At 63.1% G+C, this 20,517-nt stretch carries 21 protein-coding genes, 1 tRNA gene and 1 pseudogene; 16 read left to right on the top strand and 7 right to left on the bottom strand.

The window, feature by feature from the left end:
* Positions 1 to 89 precede the first annotated feature (89 nt).
* From XH88_RS14865 to XH88_RS14845, 5 genes are all read left to right on the top strand, one after another.
* Entirely contained in the window at positions 90 to 1,064 is a 975-nt protein-coding gene (locus tag XH88_RS14865) for a Bug family tripartite tricarboxylate transporter substrate binding protein (protein ID WP_271669032.1), read from the top strand.
* Between the two features lie 148 nt (positions 1,065 to 1,212).
* Positions 1,213 to 1,485, top strand: a complete 273-nt coding sequence (locus XH88_RS14860; RefSeq protein WP_271669031.1) for a DUF3551 domain-containing protein — start codon at positions 1,213 to 1,215, stop codon at positions 1,483 to 1,485.
* 87 nt (positions 1,486 to 1,572) lie between these two features.
* Complete coding sequence (locus tag XH88_RS14855) at positions 1,573 to 2,025, top strand: ArsR/SmtB family transcription factor (RefSeq protein ID WP_271669030.1); 453 nt, start codon at positions 1,573 to 1,575, stop codon at positions 2,023 to 2,025.
* The gene (locus tag XH88_RS14850) at positions 2,025 to 2,369 is read left to right on the top strand and encodes an SRPBCC family protein (protein WP_271669029.1); all 345 of its coding nucleotides are present in this window, start codon (positions 2,025 to 2,027) and stop codon (positions 2,367 to 2,369) included. The genes XH88_RS14855 and XH88_RS14850 overlap by 1 nt, the downstream gene beginning before the upstream one ends.
* Before the next feature lie 24 nt (positions 2,370 to 2,393).
* Positions 2,394 to 3,128, top strand: a complete 735-nt coding sequence (locus XH88_RS14845) for a DUF899 domain-containing protein (protein WP_271669028.1) — start codon at positions 2,394 to 2,396, stop codon at positions 3,126 to 3,128.
* A gap of 46 nt (positions 3,129 to 3,174) precedes the next feature.
* Here the strand turns inward: XH88_RS14845 and XH88_RS14840 are convergent, their stop codons facing one another.
* Entirely contained in the window at positions 3,175 to 4,425 is a 1,251-nt protein-coding gene (locus XH88_RS14840) for a S1C family serine protease (protein WP_271669027.1), read from the bottom strand.
* 200 nt (positions 4,426 to 4,625) lie between these two features.
* On the opposite strand from XH88_RS14840, the gene XH88_RS14835 reads away from it, so the two are divergent.
* From XH88_RS14835 to XH88_RS14800, 8 genes and pseudogenes are all read left to right on the top strand, one after another.
* Entirely contained in the window at positions 4,626 to 5,243 is a 618-nt protein-coding gene (locus tag XH88_RS14835) for a hypothetical protein (RefSeq protein ID WP_271669026.1), read from the top strand.
* Entirely contained in the window at positions 5,230 to 5,604 is a 375-nt protein-coding gene (locus tag XH88_RS14830; RefSeq protein ID WP_271669025.1) for a transcriptional regulator, read from the top strand. Before XH88_RS14835 ends, XH88_RS14830 begins: the two co-directional genes overlap by 14 nt.
* Before the next feature lie 29 nt (positions 5,605 to 5,633).
* Complete coding sequence (locus tag XH88_RS14825; protein WP_271669024.1) at positions 5,634 to 6,374, top strand: di-trans,poly-cis-decaprenylcistransferase; 741 nt, start codon at positions 5,634 to 5,636, stop codon at positions 6,372 to 6,374.
* Positions 6,375 to 6,453: 79 nt separating this feature from the next.
* A complete protein-coding gene (locus XH88_RS14820; protein WP_271669023.1) occupies positions 6,454 to 7,140 on the top strand; it encodes a DNA-3-methyladenine glycosylase I in 687 nt (228 codons plus the stop codon).
* A 202-nt stretch (positions 7,141 to 7,342) separates the two neighbouring features.
* Positions 7,343 to 7,636, top strand: a complete 294-nt coding sequence (locus XH88_RS14815; RefSeq protein ID WP_209964758.1) for a hypothetical protein — start codon at positions 7,343 to 7,345, stop codon at positions 7,634 to 7,636.
* Positions 7,637 to 8,227: 591 nt separating this feature from the next.
* Positions 8,228 to 10,135, top strand: a complete 1,908-nt coding sequence (locus XH88_RS14810) for an autotransporter outer membrane beta-barrel domain-containing protein (protein ID WP_271669068.1) — start codon at positions 8,228 to 8,230, stop codon at positions 10,133 to 10,135.
* Positions 10,136 to 10,186: 51 nt separating this feature from the next.
* Positions 10,187 to 10,413 (top strand): annotated as a pseudogene (locus XH88_RS14805) (IS66 family transposase); the annotation flags it as partial.
* A gap of 139 nt (positions 10,414 to 10,552) precedes the next feature.
* Positions 10,553 to 11,635, top strand: a complete 1,083-nt coding sequence (locus XH88_RS14800; RefSeq protein ID WP_271669022.1) for a helix-turn-helix transcriptional regulator — start codon at positions 10,553 to 10,555, stop codon at positions 11,633 to 11,635.
* 290 nt (positions 11,636 to 11,925) lie between these two features.
* Here XH88_RS14800 and XH88_RS14795 read toward each other — a convergent pair whose 3' ends face one another.
* Together XH88_RS14795 and XH88_RS14790 are read right to left on the bottom strand one after the other, a co-directional pair.
* A complete protein-coding gene (locus XH88_RS14795) occupies positions 11,926 to 12,186 on the bottom strand; it encodes a (2Fe-2S)-binding protein (protein ID WP_271669021.1) in 261 nt (86 codons plus the stop codon).
* Positions 12,183 to 13,019 carry a xanthine dehydrogenase gene (locus XH88_RS14790; RefSeq protein WP_271669020.1) on the bottom strand — a complete coding sequence of 279 codons (837 nt, stop codon included), beginning with the start codon at positions 13,017 to 13,019 and terminating at the stop codon, positions 12,183 to 12,185. Before XH88_RS14790 ends, XH88_RS14795 begins: the two co-directional genes overlap by 4 nt.
* A 301-nt stretch (positions 13,020 to 13,320) precedes the next feature.
* On the opposite strand from XH88_RS14790, the gene XH88_RS14785 reads away from it, so the two are divergent.
* Positions 13,321 to 14,160 (top strand): SDR family NAD(P)-dependent oxidoreductase, encoded by an 840-nt coding sequence (locus tag XH88_RS14785; RefSeq protein ID WP_442868441.1) that lies wholly within the window; start codon positions 13,321 to 13,323, stop codon positions 14,158 to 14,160.
* A gap of 49 nt (positions 14,161 to 14,209) precedes the next feature.
* Here the strand turns inward: XH88_RS14785 and XH88_RS14780 are convergent, their stop codons facing one another.
* Positions 14,210 to 14,548 carry a hypothetical protein gene (locus XH88_RS14780; RefSeq protein WP_271669019.1) on the bottom strand — a complete coding sequence of 113 codons (339 nt, stop codon included), beginning with the start codon at positions 14,546 to 14,548 and terminating at the stop codon, positions 14,210 to 14,212.
* A 174-nt stretch (positions 14,549 to 14,722) separates the two neighbouring features.
* On the opposite strand from XH88_RS14780, the gene modD reads away from it, so the two are divergent.
* Together modD and XH88_RS14770 are read left to right on the top strand one after the other, a co-directional pair.
* Entirely contained in the window at positions 14,723 to 15,592 is an 870-nt protein-coding gene (gene modD, locus XH88_RS14775; protein ID WP_271669018.1) for a ModD protein, read from the top strand.
* Between the two features lie 189 nt (positions 15,593 to 15,781).
* A complete protein-coding gene (locus XH88_RS14770; protein ID WP_271669017.1) occupies positions 15,782 to 15,973 on the top strand; it encodes a hypothetical protein in 192 nt (63 codons plus the stop codon).
* Between the two features lie 164 nt (positions 15,974 to 16,137).
* Here XH88_RS14770 and XH88_RS14765 read toward each other — a convergent pair.
* From XH88_RS14765 to XH88_RS14755, 3 genes are all read right to left on the bottom strand, one after another.
* Positions 16,138 to 16,214: transfer RNA gene (locus XH88_RS14765), tRNA-Arg, on the bottom strand.
* A 67-nt stretch (positions 16,215 to 16,281) separates the two neighbouring features.
* A complete protein-coding gene (locus tag XH88_RS14760; RefSeq protein ID WP_271669016.1) occupies positions 16,282 to 17,343 on the bottom strand; it encodes a sensor domain-containing diguanylate cyclase in 1,062 nt (353 codons plus the stop codon).
* 1 nt (position 17,344) lies between these two features.
* Positions 17,345 to 20,455 (bottom strand): bifunctional diguanylate cyclase/phosphodiesterase, encoded by a 3,111-nt coding sequence (locus XH88_RS14755; RefSeq protein ID WP_271669015.1) that lies wholly within the window; start codon positions 20,453 to 20,455, stop codon positions 17,345 to 17,347.
* Positions 20,456 to 20,517: the final 62 nt, after the last annotated feature.

Genomic DNA, 20,517 nt, shown 5'->3' with positions numbered 1-20,517 from the left:
ATGGAACTTGCGCACTTTCCGCAGCAGGCGGGCTTTGTTACAACGCCGCCGACGCGACTATCAAGAACACACCTGGGAGAACCCTTGAGATGATCACCCGCCGTTCCGCGCTCGGCCTGCTCGCCGCCACCCCACTTGCAGCCGGCCCGCTGTCGAAAGCTTTTGCAGCGGATTATCCGTCCCGGCCGGTGAAGTTCGTGGTCGGCTATCCCCCCGGCGGCGCCACCGACATCCTGGCGCGTCTGGTCGGCCAACGTCTGTCGGAGCGGGTCGGTCAGCAGTTCGTGGTCGAGAACAAGCCGGGCGCCGGCAACAATATCGGTACCGAATCCGTCGTGAACGCGGAGCCCGACGGCTACACCGTGCTGCTGATCAATCCGGCGAACTACATCAACGCAACACTCTATGCCAACCTCAAGTTCAACTTCGTCCGCGACATCGCGCCGATCGCCGCATTCCAGCGCGTACCGAACGTGATGACCGTCAACAAGGACGTACCGGCCAAGACCGTTGCCGAGTTCATCGACTATGCGAAGGCCAATCCCGGCAAGGTGAACATGGCGTCCTCCGGTAACGGCACGTCGGTGCATCTGTCCGGTGAGATGTTCATGGCGATGACCGGCTGCAAGATGCAGCACGTACCCTATCGCGGCGCTGCGCCAGCGATCACCGACATGCTCGGCGGCCAGGTGCAGGTGATCTTCGACAACATGCCCTCGATCATCCAGCACATCCGCTCCGGCTCGCTTCGCGCGCTCGGAGTTACCACGGCGCAGCGCTCGCCGCAGCTGCCGGACGTGCCTGCGATAGGCGAGACCGTGAAGGACTACGAAGCGAGCGCGCTGTTCGGCATTGGTGCGCCGAAAAACATGCCCAAGGATTTGATCGCCAAGCTCAATAACGAGATCAACACGTTGATGAAAGAGCCCGACATGACCAAGCGCCTGGTCGAGCTCGGCGGCGATCCGCTGGTCGAGACGCCGGAAGCGTTCGGCAAGGAGATCGAGGCAGAGACCGCCAAATGGAAAAAGGTCGTCGAGTTCGCCGGCCTCAAGGTCGAGTAGCGATCTTGTGATCGCCGGGAATGGAGCCCTGCCGAATGGCCGGGCTTTTTCCTGCGTAGTCTTGTGCGGTGATCTGGAATAAGACGGCGCGGCGAAACCTAATGCTACATGGTGCGCATCTCGCGCCCTGAAGAGAGGAGTTGGGATCATGCGCACGACGCAATTGGCGCTGTTGACCCTGGGCGCGACGGTCCTTGCCGGCTTCGTCTCCGCGACACCTGCTGCGGCGCGGGACTACCCCTGGTGCGCGCAGGGCGGGGAATTCGATTATCCCGGCGAATGTGCCTACAGCACTTACGAGCAATGCCAGGCCAGCGTCTCCGGGCGGCTGCTGTATTGCGGTCCGAATCCGCGCTTCGCTTATGGACTGACGCCGCAGCCGCGACCGCCTCGTCGTGTGCGGCCTGTCACGCCGTATTGATCGCGCTCCGCTGAATTCGGCCTGACCGCGCAGCCGTCGTGCAGGTTCCTGCTTGACGCCGTGGCGTTCGGGTCTATACTAAACCTTATGGTTAAGTATCAGGACCAGGCGCTCGATCGCACCTTTGCTGCCCTGTCCGACCCGACGCGGCGAGCACTGCTCGCACGTCTCGGCGAGCGGGACAGCCTGTCGGTGAGCGAGCTGGCTGCGCCGTTTTCGATCTCGCTCCCGGCGATCATGAAGCATCTCGACGTGCTCACGGATGCCGGCCTGATCGTGCGCGAGAAGACCGGGCGCACCGTCTCCTGCCGGCTGACCGCGCAGCCGATGGAGCGGGCGATGAACTGGCTCAATCGCTACGCGCAATTCTGGTCCGAGAGCTTCGACCGCCTTGCCGCCTTTGTGGAGGACAATCCGTGGCCAACGCAGCCGTCAACGCCGCCGGACGACCAATCGAGGGCCCAAGCCTCACGCTCACGCGCCGGCTCCGCGCGCGGCCGGAAAAGGTCTTCGCCGCCTGGACGCAAGCCGAGCAGCTAGTGCAGTGGTTTGGACCGCCGAATATGAAGCCGGCGACGCTGAACGCCGAGCTCGACGTTCGCTCGGGCGGCCGCTACCGCATCTCGTTCACCCGTGACGACGGCGAATATTTCGAGGCTGGCGGCATCTACCGCGAGGTGGTGCCGAACGAGCGGCTGGTCTTCACCTGGGCCTGGCATTCGACGCCGGAGCGGGAATCGCTGGTGACGATCACGTTGAAGCCGGACAGCGCCGGCACGCTGATGATCTTCCATCACGCCCAGTTCTTCGACGAGATCGCGCGCGACAACCACCAGCGCGGATGGAGCTCGTTCTTCGACAAGCTCGATACCTTCGTCGCCTGACGCCATGTAGAAAAGGAGGATATCATGCAGCAACATCAGATCGTCTCGCGCGAGCAATGGATCGCAGCACGCAAAGTCCATCTGGCGCACGAGAAGGAGCTTTCGCAGGCGCGCGAGCGCCTCGCCGAGGAACGCCGCGCATTGCCCTGGGTGAAGGTCGACGAAAACTACGTATTCGACGGGCCTGACGGCAAGGTGACGCTCGGCGATCTCTTCAGGGGGCGGCCGCAGCTCGTGGTTCAGCACATCATGTTCGCGCCGGACTGGGAAGCAGCCTGCAAGAGCTGCTCGTTCTGGGCTGATGGTTTCGAGCGCATGGTGCCGCATCTGGCAGCTCGCGACACCACCATGGTGGCGATCTCGCTGGCGCCAGTCGCAAAGCTCGAGGCCTTCAAGAAGCGGATGGGCTGGACCTTCGATTGGGTGTCTTCAGGCGGCAACGACTTCAACTACGACTACGGAGTCTCGTTCACGCGCGAGCAGATCGAAGAGGGGGTGCCGAAATACAATTTCGGCACCACGCCGTTCTATGGGCCCGAGCTGCCCGGCATCAGCGTGTTCTATCGCAACGAGGCTGGTGAGATCTTCCACAGCTATTCCTGCTACGCCCGCGGCCTCGACATGATGAACGCGGCGTATCAGTATCTCGACCTCACCCCGCTCGGTCGTCACGAGGAGGACCTGCCCTATCCAATGGACTGGGTCCGCCTGCGCGATCAGTACGAGCCGCAGGCGAAGGGCGCGTGCTGCCACGGGTAAGGGGGCGTCCTTTTGTCAGGGCGGTGGGGAGACGCCGGTGGCGGCCTCACTTCTTCGCGTCGGCCTGCACCGTGCCGTTGCACGAGATCAGCATCGTGTAGGCGCGGGCGTTGCCGGCGATGTCGGTGGTCTTGAGCTCGCCCTTCGGCTCGGCCGTCTGGTACGGTACCACCGAATTGTCGAGGAAATCGCGCAGCGCGCCTGTTTTGATGGCAAAATTGATGTTTTCGGGGATGCTGCCGGTGGCGACTGCAATCCGCAATCCGTCCAGCTTGCCGGTGACCACGCCGACGACCTGCCCGGAGGTGTCGAACAGCGGGCCCCCGCTGTTGCCAGGCTGCACCGGCGCGCTGATTTGCAGAAAGCGCGAATCATTGTGCATGCCGCTGAGCGAGCTCACGATCCCGGTCGTCACGGTGAAGTCCGACGTCAGCAGCCCGTGAAAGGGAAAACCGATCGCGACAACGGAATCGCCTGAGCGGATGGAGCGGTCGCGGATTCGGGCGAACTCCCTGAACGTCGCCGTCGACGGTGCCTGCAAGAGAGCCAGGTCGTTGTTCGCATCGGTAGACACGACGCGCAACACCATGGCGGCTTCGCCTGTGAGATTGCCTTTGAGCTCGCTGCAACCGTCGACCACATGGTTGTTGGTGACGATGTGCCCGCTGGCGCTGACCACGAAGCCGGTGCCAAAGCCACTCTTGGTCCCTCTGCTGGATTTGGCGGGAGGCGGTGAGCCTTGCTTGTCCGCCGCAGCCGCCGGCTTCGCCGCGCCTTTGGTGAAGTCGCCGGCCTTGTCGAGCCCGTCGGCTTTCACGCGGGTCACGCAATTGGCCAAGGCGGAGATCGCTGGGCCGGTCGACCTGAGATCGAAGTTCAGGACAGCGTGGCCGGCCGTCGCGACCATCAGGCTCGCCTTCTGAAACGTATGCACGACATTCAGCGGCATGACGGCCGTGAGCATGTCGGGCCGGTACGCCGTGGCGTACAGCCTGGCTTGCTCCCGCCCGTCGAAGGTCACGTCAATCGCGGCGTTCTCGTCCTTGTTGAAGTGATAGCTGGGACTGGCAAAGGCGAGCGACCATATGCCGGCCGCGTTTTGGCTCACGACGAGGATGACGCCGTTCGCATAAGGCGCCGTCGCCGCGCAATGGGAGAAGGCGCCTGTCTCGTCGTTGCTGAAGGCGCCGCCGACCCAGCCGCCGACATTGACCGTGCCAAATGGTCCTTTCGCATCCGCTGCCCCAACAAGACACACCTGCAGCAGAGCTGCAGCGACGAATGACCTTAACCACATGACTTTCCCCCAAGGGCACTTTGGTCGCATCTTAGCTGGGATGGCGGCCGAGACGCAACCGACAGTTGTCTGCTTGGGCCTCGTGCGCGACAGGCGATTTCCCTGCTTGCCTTTACTTTGTAGCGCGGTATACTTTGCGATACAAAGTGACTGGGCAAGCGGGTCCGTGACTCGGGTGGAGCGGAGTTTTGGCGTTGCCGATGCGGGATCTCGACAAGGCGCTGGCCGACATCGTGGCGATCCGCAGCCAGATCGCGGCGGGCACCGCGTTCCGCGGATACGGTCCGGCGACGATGGTTGCCACCGGCGCGGTCGCGCTCGTTACTGCGATCCTGCAATTCTGGCTGCTCGGCGATCCCACGGGCGAGCCGCTCGGTTTCTTTTTCGGCTGGCTCGTCGCGGCTGCGCTGTCCGGCCTGATGATCTGGATCGAGATGCGCGCGCGTTCGCGGCGTCATCATTCCGGCCTTGCCGACGCCATGATCCACCAGGCGGTCGAGCAGTTCCTGCCCGCGGGCGTCGCCGGCGTGCTGCTTGCGGTGGTGATGTGGAAGTTCGCCGCCGAGACGCTGTGGCTGCTGCCGGGCTTGTGGCAGATCCTGGTGTCGCTCGGCATCTTTGCGTCCGTCCGCTCGCTGCCGCGCAGCGTGGCCTTCGCCGGAGCTTGGTACTTCATCTCCGGCTTTGTTGTGGTGGTGCTGGCGAGTCGGACCCACATGCTGTCGCCATGGACCATGGGACTGCCTTTCGTGGTTGGCCAGTCGATGATGGCGGCCATTCTATATTTCGCGTCCGGAGACAATGATGTCGAAGACTGACAGCGCGCCTTTCTCCTATGAGGGGCTCGACCGTGTAATCCACGAGAAGGCAAGGCTCGGGCTTCTGACCTCGCTGATGGCTCACCCGAAGGGTCTTGCCTTTGCCCATCTGAAACAGCTCTGCGGCCTTACTGACGGCAATCTCAGTCGGCACCTCGCCGTGCTCCAGGAGGCCGGCCTCGTCGAGGTGACCAAGGGCTACGAGGGCAACCGCCCGCACACCACCTGCCGTCTGACCAGGAGCGGCCGGCGCCGCTTCCTCGACTATCTCGCGGTGCTCGAGCGGCTGGTGCGCGATGCCGCCAGGGCCGCCGGCCGTGAGGCAGCGCCGCTCGGTCAGCTCGGCATTCTCCCGACTTGACCGCCCCCCTTTTGACTGGAGACTTTGCAATGCAAAGTGACGTCACGTTCCAAAATGACAAGCTTCATGTCGGCATCATCATGGACGGCAATGGACGATGGGCGACACGGCGAGGCCTCTCGCGCGTCCGCGGCCACGAGGCCGGCGTCGAGACGATCCGCCGCATCGTCGAGGCCGCACCCAAGCAGGGCATCGGCACACTGACGCTCTACGCGTTCTCGACCGACAATTGGCGCAGGCCGAAGGCCGAGGTCGCCGCGCTGATGACGCTGCTCCGCTTCTATCTCGCCAATGAAGTGCAGAGCCTGGTGAAGAATGGCGTGAAGCTCAACGTGATCGGGCGCCGTGACCGCCTGCCGGATGGTATCGCCACTGCCATCGCGCGCGCAGAGGACGCCACCGCACACGGCACCACGCTGCATTTGCGGATCGCCGTCGACTATTCTGCGCGCGATGCCATCCTGAACGCGGCGGCAAAGGCGGCCGCGCTGACCAGCTTGACCCGCGAAGCCTTCTCGCAGCTCGTCACCGGCGAGGCCGGCTTGCGCGATGTCGATCTCATCATCCGCACCTCAGGCGAAAAGCGGCTGTCGGACTTCCTGCTCTGGGAAGGCGCCTATGCGGAGCTGCATTTCACCGAGCGGATGTGGCCCGAATTCGATGCGGGCGATCTTGCGGCGGCGCTGGCCTCCTTCCACGGCCGCGAGCGCCGTTTCGGCGGTCTTCAGGCCATTCTGCCGGACGAGGTGCCGTCACTGTCGCGGGCGTGAGGCCGCCGCGTGAGACTGCGGGACTGGACCGGATTCTCGAATTCTGGTGTCATGGCGGTCCCTCAACGCGGGTGCCGGCATGATTTCCTTCAAGACCATTCGTGCTCGCGCCGAGAAGCGCAAGGGCGGTCCCAAGGCGCTCGACAGACTGATGCCGGAGAAGCCGGACCTGAAACGCCTGGCCAGGCTCGGCGATGATCGCATCCTCGCCGAGATGACGAAGCGGGTGTTTTGCGCAGGGTTCGCCTGGAGCGCGATCGACGCCAAATGGGACGGTTTCGAAGACGCCTTCCTGCGCTTCAAGCCGGCCAAGCTCAGCTTCCAGCCCGAGGATTATTGGGAAGGCCTGCTGCGCGACGCGCGGATCGTGCGCAACGGCGCCAAGATCATGTCGGTACGCGACAATGCTGCCTTCGTGCAGGAGATTGCAAAGGAGCACGGTAGCTTCGGCAAGTTTCTGGCGGCATGGCCGCCGTCCAACGAGACCGGCCTGCTCGATCTCCTCACCAAACGCGGCAGCCGGCTCGGCGGCAACACCGGCCAGATGCTGCTGCGTTTCGTCGGCTGGGATGGCTTTGTCACCTCGAAGGACGTCGTTGTCTGCCTGCGCGATGCCGGCCTCGACATCGCCGAAGAGGTCAAGTCGAAGGGCGATCTTGCCAAGGTGCAGGCGCAGTTCAACGCCTGGGCCGAGGAGACCGGCCTGCCCTACACCTATCTGTCACGCATCTGCGCGCTTTCGGTTGGCGAAAACCGGAGCGAGTAGCGAAGCCCGGCGGATCGTGGAGATCCTGCGGCGATCCCGCGACGTGACCGCGGCAGTTGCGGCGCGCGATCACGAAATGCATTTCGCAGGAACATTTGTGCGCAGCACCCGTTCGGGAGGTTGGGCCAGGCGAAAACAGGCGCGGGAACACGCGCGCTCCGGCTCAGTTCCATGAAACGCGAATGACAGAACGGAGCAGCTCATGAAGCTCACATCCGAACAGGTGAAGCAGACCGTCAACCAGCTCGGTGCGCAGGTGCTGCCCGACGAGCATCCGGCCATGCCGCAGCTCAACAGCATGTTCGGCGAACATACCTTCTTCGTCGACGAAATGGGACTGAAAGTCCTGGAGCCGACCCCGTCGCTCGGCGCCGACCGCGAGACCGGCGAAGTCGTCAGCCTCGCCGACTGGAGCGACGCGGATTTGACGCGCCTGATGGCGCACGAGCCCGAGCCGACCGGCGTGATCGTCGTGTTCGAGCATGTGAGGCATTGAATCCAGCAAGGACGAGGGCCGCATGCGGCCCTCCTCCGGATGCTGCGATGAGTTGAGATCGCGCGGTCATCAAGTCCCGCCAGCTCAGCTCTCTGAAGCCCGGAATGGAACTGGTCGCCGAACCATCGATCATCGGCCAAAGGAAAGGACCCAAGGTCGAAGCAGCCTGCTCATCCACGGCTTAGCCAAGCAAAGAAGGTGAAACGCGCAAAGCCAAATGGCGCGCCACCGCCGATGAAGATATTCGCCGTGGCGCTATGATGCTGCGGCCGCCCAAGCGATCCGGCCGGATAACCCGCGACGGACTGCGATGTTGCGCTATGCCTCACAGGCGGCTGTGTCCCGATTTCGCAGGTGGTCCGGTTACCCTTCGATACCGGTCCTTTTCGATCCACTGTAGCAGGACGCGTCGCTAGGCGCGGCTGGTCTCGCACCTCAGAGTAACTCGCCAAAGCCACCCATTTGGGGGATGCGGCACGAGGAGCGAAGCCGCATGCTAACTGAGTTGAATTTGGGGATTTGGAATGCGGGGCACTAAGTGTGGGTTGTCGATCGCCTTTTCGTTGATCGCGACGGCGGCGAGCGCGCAGAATTTTTCGAAGACCTTTTTTTTTCGGAGACAGCCTGACCGATAGCGGTTGGTTTTTGTACAAACCGTTGGGTGGGCCCCCATTCGGTCTTGCGCCGCCCGGTGCGGGAACGTGGACGACCAATCCGGATCCCGGCTGGGCCCAGATTTTCGCGAGCAGGTTCGGAGGATCGGCGACGCCTTCCGACACGCCCGGCGTCGGCGGAAACAATTACGCAATTGGCGGCGCGCGCGTCGTAGCGCAGAACGGCAACATTCTGTCGACGCAAACGCAGATCGCGACCTATTTGGCGGGCACCGGTGGCGTTGCTGATCCGAATGCATTCTACACCTACTGGGCCGGTAGCAACGATCTGAAGACCACGACGGTTGCCAGCGGCTCTTCGCCCGGCAATATCGTGAACCCACAAAACGTGCCCCAACTCCTTGCCGTAGCAGGGCAGGCGGCAAGCCAGGTCACCCAGCTCTGGAACGCGGGTGCCCGATACATTCTGGTGCCGAATACGCCGGCCTTGAATGCGGCAGCCTCGGCTGCAGCCGCTAGAGGTTATAGCTCCGTGCTTGTCGACTCGCGCTCCATCTACGACCATGCACTGTGGAATGACCTCTCGGCCGCGGGCATCAAGTTCATACCGGCGGATATTGCAAGTCTCTACAATTACGTCCTCACCAATCCCGGGTCGTTCGGAATCACGGTGACGAGCGCGTTGACCGCTGCCTGCGGCAACGTGAACTCCTATCAATGCACCCCGGCAAACTATGTCGCTCCGAATGCGAACAAGACCCATTTCTGGGCCGATGGCGCCGGGGCTCCTGACGGTGGCGGACATACGACCGGGGCCGTTCAGCAGATCGTGGCCGACTACTTCTACGGCCTCGTCGTTGCCCCCAGCGAGATATCGTTTCTCGCCGAAGCGCCCTTGAAGACGCGGCTCGGGGTCATCAGTTCGATCCAGAATCAGATCCCGCTTTCGTCTGACCAGGCTGGCGCATTCCACGGTTGGGTGAGTGGAGATGTGTCGTGGCTGAAGATGACAAACAACGTCAACGGATTTCCCGACGACCCGGGTACGCCGCTCGCAACCACGGCGGGCTTCGACTACGCGATCACGTCCAATTGGCTGGTTGGCGCAGCGTTCTCCGGCCAGGCGACCAAACAGTCCTTCAGCCTGGGCGGCGACTACAGGCAGCAAGAGTTCGCGGTCAGCCTCTACACGGCCTTTCGCCACAATGCCCTCTGGGCGGATGCGATCGGGAGCTGGGGAGCGCTGCGCGATACCGTCAATCGGCAGGTCCCGTTGGGAACGTCGATACAATCGAACCAGGGCAGCACGAACGGGAGCAACATCTCGTTCGCTGGTGAGGTTGGATACGATTTCCGCATGCCGTTTGGCCCGGCACCGGCCAACGCTGGCATCTCCTACAAGGCGCCCGTTGCGGCCGCCGCGCCTATCGTGCTGATGCACGGCCCGGTGGCCGGTATCATTCTCCAGCAGGTCTACGTTGACGGCTTCACCGAAGCCAATACAAGTGGGGCGCCAACCGCGCTCTCATTCACTTCGCAGACGCGCAACTCAGCGGTGACGGAACTTGGCTATCGGGCGAGCCTCAGGTTCGGGATTTGGGAGCCCTACGCAAAGCTGACGTGGGATCACGAATTCGCCGATCTCAATCGTCTGGTTGGTGCGTCCTTGACGTCAATCGTGGCGCCGGCTTTCTCGATGCCTGCAGTCGTCCTTGGACGCGACTGGGCGGCAGGAACGATCGGGACGAGGTTGAAACTGGCGAGTGACGTCAGTGGATATGTGGCCTTGACCGGTCAGTTGGGCCAGAACAACGCGATGACTTATGGCGGACAGGTCGGCTTGAATGTCGCCTTCAACCCACCTGGTGTTGTCGCGAAATTCTAGGACGTACTTGCCCTGACTTCCTCGTGGCCGTTGTTCCGGATCGACGATGACGACGAGCGCCGCCGCGTCCGCCAGCAGAAGAGCCGGCCGCTGGCGGAAGCCTTCGAACGATGGCTCCGCGCAAAGCTCACGTGATCAGCCAAAAGAGCAAGGTGGCCAACGCCCTCCGCTAAGCGCTCTCACGCTGGGAGGGCCTGACGCGCTTCATCGAGGATGGCCGGATCGAGCTCGACAACAATAACGGGTCGAGCGCTCCGTCCGATTTCGGCTCCGATCACACCTGCCGGCCATTGCGAGGTCTTCACCCGTTTGGGTTAAGGAGGGAGCGCAATTTCGAGATGGTTTATTGCCTTCCGGTTGACCCAAGGTTATTTTGTAAAGATGCTACGGATCTAAGTTCGTTGTGCGGGAGATTCCTTGCCGGCCCGGAATTTCGAACCTGTCGAGCAGGAGTTCGTCGAGGCAGGCGTTGACCCCGCGCGCTGGGTGAAGGCGCTCGATTCCATAGCCTTGGCCACCGGGAGCCGCGGCGCGATCCTGGTGCCCATTACGGGCGGCGTCCTTTCGAATGTTCCATTTACCGAAACGGTTTCGGGAGCGATGGACGAGTATTTTCGGGACGGATGGCATCTGCGCGATGAGCGAATGCGCGCCATTCCGATCATTACGAAACGCGGGGTCGCGGATGACTTCGACGGCCATAGCGCGGATACGATAGCTAAACATCCATTCTACCAGGAGTTCCTCGCACCGCATCGCCTGCGCTGGTACGCCGGCGTCAAGGTCGCTTGCGGCGATGATCTGTGGGCTGTGGCAATCCAGCGAACGATCGATCAAGGACCATTTTCGGCAGAGGAGAAGGACGAGTTGGCGCGATTATCAAGCCGGCTTTCGACCGGCGCCGCAATCGCTCGCGCTATGGGCGCTTCCGCCGCCGCCGGCGCGTTGGAAGCCTTTGAGATGAGCGGCACTGCGGTGGTTCTGGTCAACCGCCATGGCAACGTCTTCAAGGCCAATCGGTCGGCTGAACTCCTTTTGGTCGATGACGTCAAGATTGTAAGGGGCAAGCTGGTTGCAAAAGATACGCGGGCGACGACGGCCCTGGACGGTGCCATTCAGAGTCTGTTGTGGCGTTCGACAGGCGGGCTTTCCGCTCCGATCGCGTTGCCTCGTGCGTCACGCCGGCCCTTGCTGGCGTACCCCGCGAGGCTTTCAAACTCGACTGCCAATGCCCTGGCCGATTGCCAGGCCATGGTTATTCTGATCGATCCCGACTCCAGGCCTCGAACGCCTGAAATGACCCTGCGGTCGGCATTTCGCCTGACCGGCGCGGAAGCCAGGCTTGCGACCCAACTGGCTTTCGGCGAGCCTTTGGAAAAAGTCGCCGACCAATTCGGGATCGCAAAGGAAACCGCGCGGAGCCAGCTCCGCAGCATCTTCGCCAAGACCGGCGTGCACCGGCAGGCGGAACTGGTCGCGGTGCTGACAAAGCTGCTGTGAGCCATATGCCGGAAAGCGAGGCTTCAGTATTCCTCGGAATATCCGCTAATGGGATGGTCCGGCCGTGCTCCTGCCCCGCCAGCAAGCGAAGCTGGCAAGGGGGCGCCAAAAGACAAGGAGCACGCCATGCGCGATTTTCTACGCCAGACTGCTTTTTTGAACGATCGCGCGCGATAGCATTCGCGGATCCCCTGGCGCTCGATCCGGCCGCCGACGATGAAGGGGGCAACCTCAGAAAAATTGTCGGTTCAAGTGTGCACGGATAAAAGACACTCTGTCCGAGAGTCGGACTATATCCGAGAATCGATCATAGCCGGGATGACCGAGGAGTTTGATATCAGCGGGTCCGCGCCTGGGTACTTCGTGTATTCGACTCCACGAGGCGGCAACTCCTCGATGATCCGTCTCACGGATTGCGAGCATCGTCCGCAACTGACGGTGCATCCCAGGCAGTCGTAGACCTGAGCGGGCGAAAACAGTGCGTCGTCCGTCGCGACGACTACACCCCTGATGTCGTGATCGCTGATGATGTTGCAGGAACAGACAATCATGCCGGATCCCGTTGCGTGATACGTCGTGCGGCGTGGAGTCTGACGGCGACGATGGTGGCGTTGGCGATGGCGCGTCCGCGGTCGTCCGTTCCGGTCCATTGGGCATCACGGCCGCGCGGATCGACCTCCACCAGCTTGACGCCGGCCGGCACATCGGTGCCGTCGCGGGCGATGCCGCGCAGCATGCCGTCGCGCGGCGCGAGCACCGGAACGCCGGAGAGATGGCCGAGCACGAGGTCGCGATAGACGCGGGTGCCGATCTCGATCGGCGTGTGCCAGCGTCCCGAAAGCCGCGAGTAGACGAAGCGTTCCGCACCTACCTCGCCCAGCGAACTTGCGACGCCGTCGGCCGCATCGGTCCAGCGCGTGTCTGTGATGAGCCCGATCTTGCCGGGCCTTGTCTCCACTGCGACGTCGCAATTGAAGTTCGTCGAGAAGCCGGGGCCGAGCCCGATCGTCAAGCGAGCGAGCCGCCGAAGGTCGGGCGTGATCCGACGCTTCTGCAGGCGCGCATCGACCAGAAGGTCGATGTGACGTACCGGCAGCAGATCAAGCAGCCCGAGCCAGGTGACCATGACGTGCGGCGGCCGGCCCAGTGCCTGATAGACCTGCACGCCGTCGTCCACGCGTTCCGCCACGAACTCCTCGAGCTGTGCGGTGTCGGTGTAGAGCGCGTCGTGAAAGGCCATCTTGCGTCGGATTACAGGTGGATCGGGATCGTGGGACAGCACCACACAATATCCCGCGCGGACGAGTTGAATGCCGATCGCGGAGGCGATCTCGTTGGTGCCGAGGATAACAACAAAGAGTCGTTGGTCGTTCGGCTGGGACATTTGAAACCACGGTTGCAGAGAATTGTGCAGCAAGGCGCGAGCCGGCTCGGAACAGGAAGAGCAAGAGCCGGGCCATTTGGAACGATTGAAAAAGAGCTCTCAACTGCCGATCAACATTCACGAAGCCGTCGGGCGTCGATCTGGTCCGAAAGCACACGCGAGCGTGTTGCAAACCTTGCATCGTGTCGAAAAGCCGACATCAAGCTGGAAAAGCCTCAACGATTGGAGCATGGCCCAATTCCTGCAAAGTTGGCCCTGTCGTAATTGTCGGGCGTCCGATCGGACGCAGTGAGGAGCTGACGTGACGCTCGATCTGCTGGATCGCGATGCTGCGCCGGGCGGTAGGTCCGCGCCCGATGTTGCCCTGTGCCCGTTTCACGGCGACAAGTCGCGCGCACGAGGCAGCGAGCGGAAGACGCTCGTACTGACCGGTGCATCCCGGGGCATCGGCCATGCGACGGGAAAGCTCTTCTCCGAGGCCGGCTGGCGGATCATCACCTGCTCCCGGCAGCCCTTCGATGGCGAGCGATGTCCTTGGGATTCCGGGACGGACAACCATGTGCAGGTTGAATTGAGCGACCATCGCGCGCTGCCGCTCGCGGTGGCGGAGATCAAGGAGCGGCTCGAGGGCGGACCGCTGCATGCGTTGATCAACAACGCCGGCATCTCGCCCAAGTCCGCCGATGGCTCGCGGCTCAATTCGCTGACGACGCCGGTGGAAACCTGGATGAGCGTGTTCCACGTCAACCTGCTCGCACCGATCCTGTTTGCGCAGGGCCTCGTGGAGGAGTTGAAGCGCGCCGCCGGATCGATCGTCAACGTCACCTCGATCGTGGGATCGCGGGTGCATCCGTTTGCCGGCACCGCCTATGCGACGTCGAAAGCCGCCCTCGCGTGCCTCACTCGCGAGATGGCGCACGACTACGCGCCGTTCGGGATTCGCGTCAACGCCATTGCGCCCGGCGAGATCAAGACCGATATCCTGTCGCCGGAGACCGAGGCTCAACTGGCGCCGATCATCCCGCTGCATCGTGTCGGTACGCCGGACGAGGTTGCCAAGGTGATCTTCTTCCTGTGCTCGGATGCGGCCAGCTACGTCACAGGTGCGGAAGTACCGATCAACGGAGGGCAGCACGTGTGATCAGCGGCAGGTGCCGATCGCCAAAGAAACTTTGCCGATTTGCGCTGGATCAATGCGGTAATTCCACTTTCGTGCGTGACGCCCATTCCGAAGCCAAATTCCGCGAACCGGATGACAAAGCGTGCAAGTGCGACGGAATCTTTTTGCAGCGATGCTGACAAGTTGAGCGCGACTCGTGTCCCATCTTCTGCCTGAAGACGGCGGCGATCTCCTTCGCGGCATCGGTGAAGTTGGCGGCCACGGCGACGTTCGTCTGCGCGGCCTGCGCCTCGGCGCACGCGAGGAGCAACCCTGCGGCGGCGGTGATCGTACGAAACCGTTTCATGATGAACTCCAGCGGACGGTAACCACCTCCGCGCGAGCCCAATTGCCGCGAGGCGCCGATCATCATTGGCTCAGCAATCTGCGTGCCGGATAGGGCAGGCGGAGTCTGGTGTGCGCCTTGCAGAAATGATCGTCAAAAAGCGCAACTCCCTGTCCCTTGCGACGGCAGGGCCGACGATCCGTGTCGGGTTTGCGACAAATGGGTTGGCTAGCTGACACCAATGAAAGGAAGAGCGACATGACAACCGTCGCATCGCGTGCCGAGCTGGAACGCCTGCTGGAGGACGACGTCCCTTACGGCGATCTGACCACCGAAGCACTCGGAATCGGCGGGGCCATCGGCGTCATGCAATTTGCCGCACGCTCGCCCATGGTGCTGGCGCTCGCCGAGGATGCTGCCGCGATCATCGCGCTCGCCGGCTGCGAGGTCGAGCTGTTCGCCGCATCCGGTGCGACATTGGAGCAGGGTGCGCCGATCCTCGATGCCCACGGTCCGGCCGCTGGCCTGCTGCGGAGCTGGAAGGTCGCGCAGACCCTGATCGAAATCTGGTCGGGTGTCGCCAGCGAGACCCGCGCCATCGTCAACGCGGCGAGGACGGTCGCGCCGCAGATTGCGGTCGCTTGCACGCGCAAGAACGTGCCCGGCACCAAGCGCCTTGCCGTCGCGGCGGTGAAGGCCGGCGGCGCCGTAATGCATCGGCTCGGCCTGTCCGAGACCGTTCTGGTGTTTCCCGAGCACCGCGCGTTTCTCGGCGAGCTGCCGCTGTTTCAGGCGGTCGAACGTTTGCGCCAGGCCGCGCCGGAGAAGAAGCTCGTGATCGAGGTGAAGACGGCCGATGCCGCGCTTGCTGCGGCGGTCGCCGGTTTCGACGTGATCCAGGCGGAGAAGTTTTCACCGGCCGAGGTCGCTGCGTTGGTCAAGCGCATGGCGTCCATGGCCTATGCGCGCGAGCGCCCTGTCATCGCTGCTGCCGGCGGCGTCAATGCGGCGAATGCTGCAGCCTATGCCGCGGCCGGCGCCGATGTCCTGGTGACCTCAGCGCCTTATCTGGCCAAGCCAAGGGACGTGCAGGTACGGATTGCGGTCGCGGATGAAAGAGGTGCCTGACAGGCACTCGAACCGCCGGCCGTCCATACCGCATCCCGAAAAAACACAGCGACGGCAGGGATATACGCGAGAACAATGTCTGGCTCGTAGACGACAAATTCCTGTCCTACTCCAGCATCTACAGCGACGAGACCCTAGCGAAGATCGTCCGCGAGGTCGGCGTCGAGACGGAGGTCGCTAAGCGAACGGGTGGTCTATGACGACTTCGTCATTGGCTCAGACGACAATATCCCGTTGCACCTCCATGTGTTGCCGGCCGCCTCGCTGATTACCGACGCGAAGGCGCGCAACCGCGTTTTCGAGGAAGTGCTGCGGTTCAACATGATCCAAGCCGCATCGGCGGTCGTGGTTCCCGTGCCAGATCCCATGCCAGCCAAATAATCGCGCGGCAGCGTTCAGTATCGTCGTCAAAGGCGTCAGATTGGCTAGATTTGGCGTATGGGTGCCAAGGACGCCGATCGGCAAACGACAGATTACGGTGCACTCAATTGACAGGATCAAATCGAAGAAGCGACCGATTTAGGCTGCAATAGCATGTACCGAAGTGGCGCGCCCGACACGATTCGAACGTGTGACCTTTGCCTTCGGAGGGCAACGCTCTATCCAGCTGAGCTACGGGCGCAACGAGGCCTCATTTAGCCTAATGGCGAGGGGCGGGCAACCGGTCTTGCCGCGGGATGAGCCGTGCTTCAGGCCGATTTGCGCGGAGCAGAGCCAGGAACCTGACCGCTGACGGGCACATCGGCCCGTCCGAGGTCCGCGAATTCGGCCAAGGCCCGCTCGGAGCAGACGACGCGGTTGCGGCCGAGCCGCTTGGCGGCATAGAGCGCCTGGTCGGCCGCGCCCAATAATCGGTCGGGAGCGCTGTCGGTCTCGCGGGGGACGTGGCTGGCGACGCCGACACTGAGGGTGACGTGGCTGCCGGCCCCATGGGCGCCGTGGACGATCCCCAAGGCCATGACGGCACGGCGGATCTCTTCGGCGATGGCACAGGCACCCTCGTAGCTCATGTCGGGCAGGATCAGCGCGAATTCCTCGCCGCCATAGCGGCTGGCAAGATCGAGCGGGCGTCCCGCATGCCGGCTGACGACGCCGGCGACCGCGCGCAGGCATTCGTCGCCGGTCTGGTGGCCGTGCTCGTCGTTGAACAGCTTGAAATGATCGACGTCGGCGAACAGCAGCGCCAGCGGCTTCTGCGTCCGCTGCGCGCGCGTCCATTCGCTCATCAGCGTCTGGTCGAACGAGCGGCGGTTTGACAGCCCCGTCAGCCCGTCCTTGGTCGCGAGCTCCTTCAGCGCCGTCTCGGCGCGCTTCTGGTCGGTGAGGTCGCGCAGCGTCTCCACCACCGCGATCAGGTTGCCGGCCTCGTCATGGATCGGGCCCGCATCGATCGCGAGATAAAGCTGGTTGCCGAGCTTCGGCATCACGCACCAGTTCTCCGCGGAAAAGCCGAGGCCGTTGTGGCCGCGCGCGGCATATTCCGGATAGAATTCCGGCAACTGCTCGGGCCGGTCCAGCGCGACCAGATCGGCGAGGCAGGGGCGCTTGGTCTCGTAGAAGGCCTGCCAGTGCTTGCTGGTGCCGATCACCTCGGAGGCTGCAACCCCGGTCAGCCGCTCGCACGCCCTGTTCCAGATCACGACGCGCCGCGTCGGGTCGATCACGAAGGTCGGCACCACCAGATGCTGCATCAGCCGCACCGCGTAGGAATCCGCCACGTCGACGGCAGCAGTCCTGTTGAGCTTTGCCATCTCAGGCCACCGCCGCCACTGGCATCGCCTCACGGGGCCCGAACAGCTCGCGCACTTCCGCGGCCGGCCTCGGCTTGCTGAACAGATAGCCCTGCATTTCCGTGCAGCCGAGCGTGCGCAGCATCTCGCGCTGCGCCTCGGTCTCGACGCCTTCGGCGACCGTGGTCATGTTGCTGGCGGAGGCGATGTTCACCACGGCCTGCACGATCACGGGTGATCCGCCGGAATCGGCGATGTCGGCCACGAAGCAGCGGTCGATCTTGATCTTGTCGAACGGGAAGCGTTTCAGATAGCTCAGCGAGGAATAGCCGGTCCCGAAATCGTCGAGCGCGATGCGCACGCCGATCGAGCGGAGCTGGTGCAGGATCGAGAGTGCCGCCTCGTCGTCGCGGATCAGCACCGCCTCGGTGATCTCGAGCTCGAGCCGGCGCGGATCAAGCCCGGAGGCAGCCAGCGCTCCGGCGATCCGGAGCGCCAGCGTGTCGCATTTGAGCTGCACCGGCGAGACGTTGACGGCGAGGCGGACATGGGCGGGCCAGGTCGCGGCCTCGTTGCAGGCCGTGCGCAACACCCAGTCGCCGAGCTCGTTGATCAGGCCGGTGTCCTCGGCGATCGGAATGAACTCGGCCGGCGATACCATGCCGCGTTGCGGATGGCGCCAGCGCAGCAGCGCCTCGCAGCCGGAGACCACGCCAGAGTGCAGATTGACCAGCGGCTGGTAATGGATCTCGAAGCCGCCATCGACCAGCGCCTGGCGCAGGTCCTGCTCCAGCGTGAGGCGGGCCTTGGCGCTCGCGTCCATTTCCGGCACGAAGAAGCGATAGGTGCGCCGCCCTTGTGCCTTGGCACCATACATTGCGAGGTCGGCATTCTTGACGAGCTGGTCGAGATCGGTGCCGTCCTGCGGTGCCAGCGCGATGCCGATGCTGGCGTCGGTCGAGAGCTGATGCCCGAGACAATGATAGGGGCGGCGGATCGCTTCGTGAATCCGCGTCACGAAGGCCAGCACGTCGGCGGACGATTCGATTCCGCTCTGGATCACGGCGAATTCGTCGCCGCCGAGCCGTGCGATCAGATCGCCCGGCTTGAGACACGCGCGAATACGGCCGGCGATAGCCTGCAACAGTTCGTCGCCGACATGGTGGCCGAGTGAATCATTGATGCCCTTGAACTCGTCGACGTCGATATAGAGCAGCGCGAACTGCCCGCCGCCTGCGACCTTCTCGAGCTCGCGCTCGATCTGCTCGCGGAATAGCGCGCGATTGGGCAGGTCGGTCAACGGGTCATAATGCGCCATATGGGCGATTTTCTCCGCGGCCTTGCGCTGTTCGGTAACGTCCTCGATGACGTTGATGATGTAGCGGGGGTCGCCAGCCTTGTCGCAGATGCCGATGCGTTTTGAAATGGTATGGCGTTGGCTGCCGGTCAACGTTTTCCAGCTTTGCTCCCTTTGCAGCAATCGGTCCGGCGACTGCAGCACGGCGTCATCGTCGCGCGTAACGACATCGGCGTCCGGTTCGGGCAGAATATCGGTCGCCGTCTTGCCGACGATCGTCTTGCCTGCCTTGCCAAAGATGTCCTCTGCGATCCGGTTGACCAGGAGGTAGCGCCGCGTCTGGGCGTCCTTCACCGTGATCTGCGATGGGATGTGGTCGATGATCTCGCGGAGGAACGTGTAATTGCGATCGCGTTCCTGCTCCAGGCTGCGCCGCTCGGTAATTTCCTCGATCGTGGCGACCCATCCCCCCTGCGCCAGCGGAGTGTTGATGACCTGGAACGCGCGGCCGTTCGGCAGCAGATGGGTTCTGGCGGACACTGTGCCTTCGGCCACGACCCGCATCACATCGGTACAGAATTCCTCGACGTCGCCATCAAAGGCGCCGCGCTCCTTGCGATGATACATCGCCTCGAGGATATGACAGCCGGGCTTGATCACGTCATGAGAGAGACCGAACATGTCGGCGTAGCGGCGGTTGCAGGTGACGATGGTGCCGTTCGCATCGTACAGGATCAGCCCTTGCGACATGTTGTTCAAGGCGGTGTCGAGCCGCAGCCGCTCCGCTTCAAGCCGCTGCTGGGCGTCGCGGTTCTGCCGGTTGATCTGGCGAATGATGAGATAGAGGATCAGCGCGATCACGGTCGCCGAAAGCGCCGCGGTCGTGATCATGAAGCCGGTCTGCTGCCGCCAGTCTGCAAGCGCGGCCGCCGTGGTGTTGGTGGCGGCGATGATCAAAGGGAAATGCGACAGCGATGCCGCCGAGCCGAGACGTTCCCCGCCATCGAGCACACTTTTGATACGAAGCGTCTGCCGGCCACCCTTGGCCAGCACCTTCTGTACCAGGGGCGCATCCTTGAAGCTCCTGCCGATCAGTTGCTCATTGTTCGGATAGCGGGCGAGCATCTTGCCTTCGCGGTCGAACAGCGAAATCGCAGTCCCCTCGGCCAGAGTCACGGATGCGAAATACAGCTGATAGCTGTCCGGGTCGATCCGCCGGACCATCGCCCCGACGAACGTGCCGTCAGGCAGGCTCAGCCTGCGCGCGACGATCGTGGTCCACTTGCCGATGATAAAGCTGCGCACCGATTCCAGCAGTACGGGCTCTGCCATCGGATCGGTCTTGAAGGTCTGGAAGTAGGCCCGCGCCGAGATGTTGATCTTGGGCAGCGGCTGGGCGCGTGACCAGTTGATCAGGTCGCCGTTGACGTCGTAGATCGCGATGTCGCCAAGGTAGGAGATAGCGCTGATCTTGCTCCTCAGCATCCGGTTGGCCTCGGGCCCCGACATGCGCTCGCGGAACATCTGCGGCGAGGTGATGTCGGGCAGGCGCATCTGTCCGATCAAATCGGCCGCGACGACGTCGGAATCTTCAAACTGCTGATCGAAGTGCCGCGCGATCAGTTGCACGGTGTTCTCAAGCTCGCGCTCGCGATTGGTTAGCGTGCGCTCGCGAAACTCGCCGACGGCCATCGCGGTCACGGCGAAGATGCCGGCGACCAGCAATGCGCCCGAGAGCGTCAGCCACAGCACCGGGCCACGCCGCGTGGCGGCGTCCCAACCACCCTTTGCGGCTTGCGACAGTCTGGATGCCATGCCTGAAAATAGCTCGCGCATTTCCTCGCCCCTGCGGGAACAGAAATACACCGCACAAATGGCGCAAAGCTTAGGAAAGCCAG

Origin of the sequence: Bradyrhizobium sp. CCBAU 51627, assembly GCF_028128765.1 — a bacterium.
GTDB lineage: Bacteria > Pseudomonadota > Alphaproteobacteria > Rhizobiales > Xanthobacteraceae > Bradyrhizobium.
Note: the sequence above shows the minus strand (reverse complement) of the source record. Positions and strands in the feature narration are given on the sequence as shown.

Excerpts from the sequence above, each read along its gene's own strand:
- XH88_RS14865 (WP_271669032.1), top strand. The coding sequence starts at position 90 with ATGATCACCCGCCGTTCCGCGCTCGGCCTGCTCGCCGCCACCCCACTT.
- XH88_RS14860 (WP_271669031.1), top strand. The coding sequence starts at position 1,213 with ATGCGCACGACGCAATTGGCGCTGTTGACCCTGGGCGCGACGGTCCTT.
- XH88_RS14855 (WP_271669030.1), top strand. The coding sequence starts at position 1,573 with ATGGTTAAGTATCAGGACCAGGCGCTCGATCGCACCTTTGCTGCCCTG.
- XH88_RS14845 (WP_271669028.1), top strand. The coding sequence starts at position 2,394 with ATGCAGCAACATCAGATCGTCTCGCGCGAGCAATGGATCGCAGCACGC.
- XH88_RS14840 (WP_271669027.1), bottom strand. The coding sequence starts at position 4,425 with ATGTGGTTAAGGTCATTCGTCGCTGCAGCTCTGCTGCAGGTGTGTCTT.
- XH88_RS14835 (WP_271669026.1), top strand. The coding sequence starts at position 4,626 with ATGCGGGATCTCGACAAGGCGCTGGCCGACATCGTGGCGATCCGCAGC.
- XH88_RS14830 (WP_271669025.1), top strand. The coding sequence starts at position 5,230 with ATGTCGAAGACTGACAGCGCGCCTTTCTCCTATGAGGGGCTCGACCGT.
- XH88_RS14825 (WP_271669024.1), top strand. The coding sequence starts at position 5,634 with ATGCAAAGTGACGTCACGTTCCAAAATGACAAGCTTCATGTCGGCATC.
- XH88_RS14820 (WP_271669023.1), top strand. The coding sequence starts at position 6,454 with ATGATTTCCTTCAAGACCATTCGTGCTCGCGCCGAGAAGCGCAAGGGC.
- XH88_RS14815 (WP_209964758.1), top strand. The coding sequence starts at position 7,343 with ATGAAGCTCACATCCGAACAGGTGAAGCAGACCGTCAACCAGCTCGGT.
- XH88_RS14795 (WP_271669021.1), bottom strand. The coding sequence starts at position 12,186 with ATGATTGTCTGTTCCTGCAACATCATCAGCGATCACGACATCAGGGGT.
- XH88_RS14790 (WP_271669020.1), bottom strand. The coding sequence starts at position 13,019 with ATGTCCCAGCCGAACGACCAACGACTCTTTGTTGTTATCCTCGGCACC.
- XH88_RS14780 (WP_271669019.1), bottom strand. The coding sequence starts at position 14,548 with ATGATCGGCGCCTCGCGGCAATTGGGCTCGCGCGGAGGTGGTTACCGT.
- modD (WP_271669018.1), top strand. The coding sequence starts at position 14,723 with ATGACAACCGTCGCATCGCGTGCCGAGCTGGAACGCCTGCTGGAGGAC.
- XH88_RS14760 (WP_271669016.1), bottom strand. The coding sequence starts at position 17,343 with ATGGCAAAGCTCAACAGGACTGCTGCCGTCGACGTGGCGGATTCCTAC.
- XH88_RS14755 (WP_271669015.1), bottom strand. The coding sequence starts at position 20,455 with ATGCGCGAGCTATTTTCAGGCATGGCATCCAGACTGTCGCAAGCCGCA.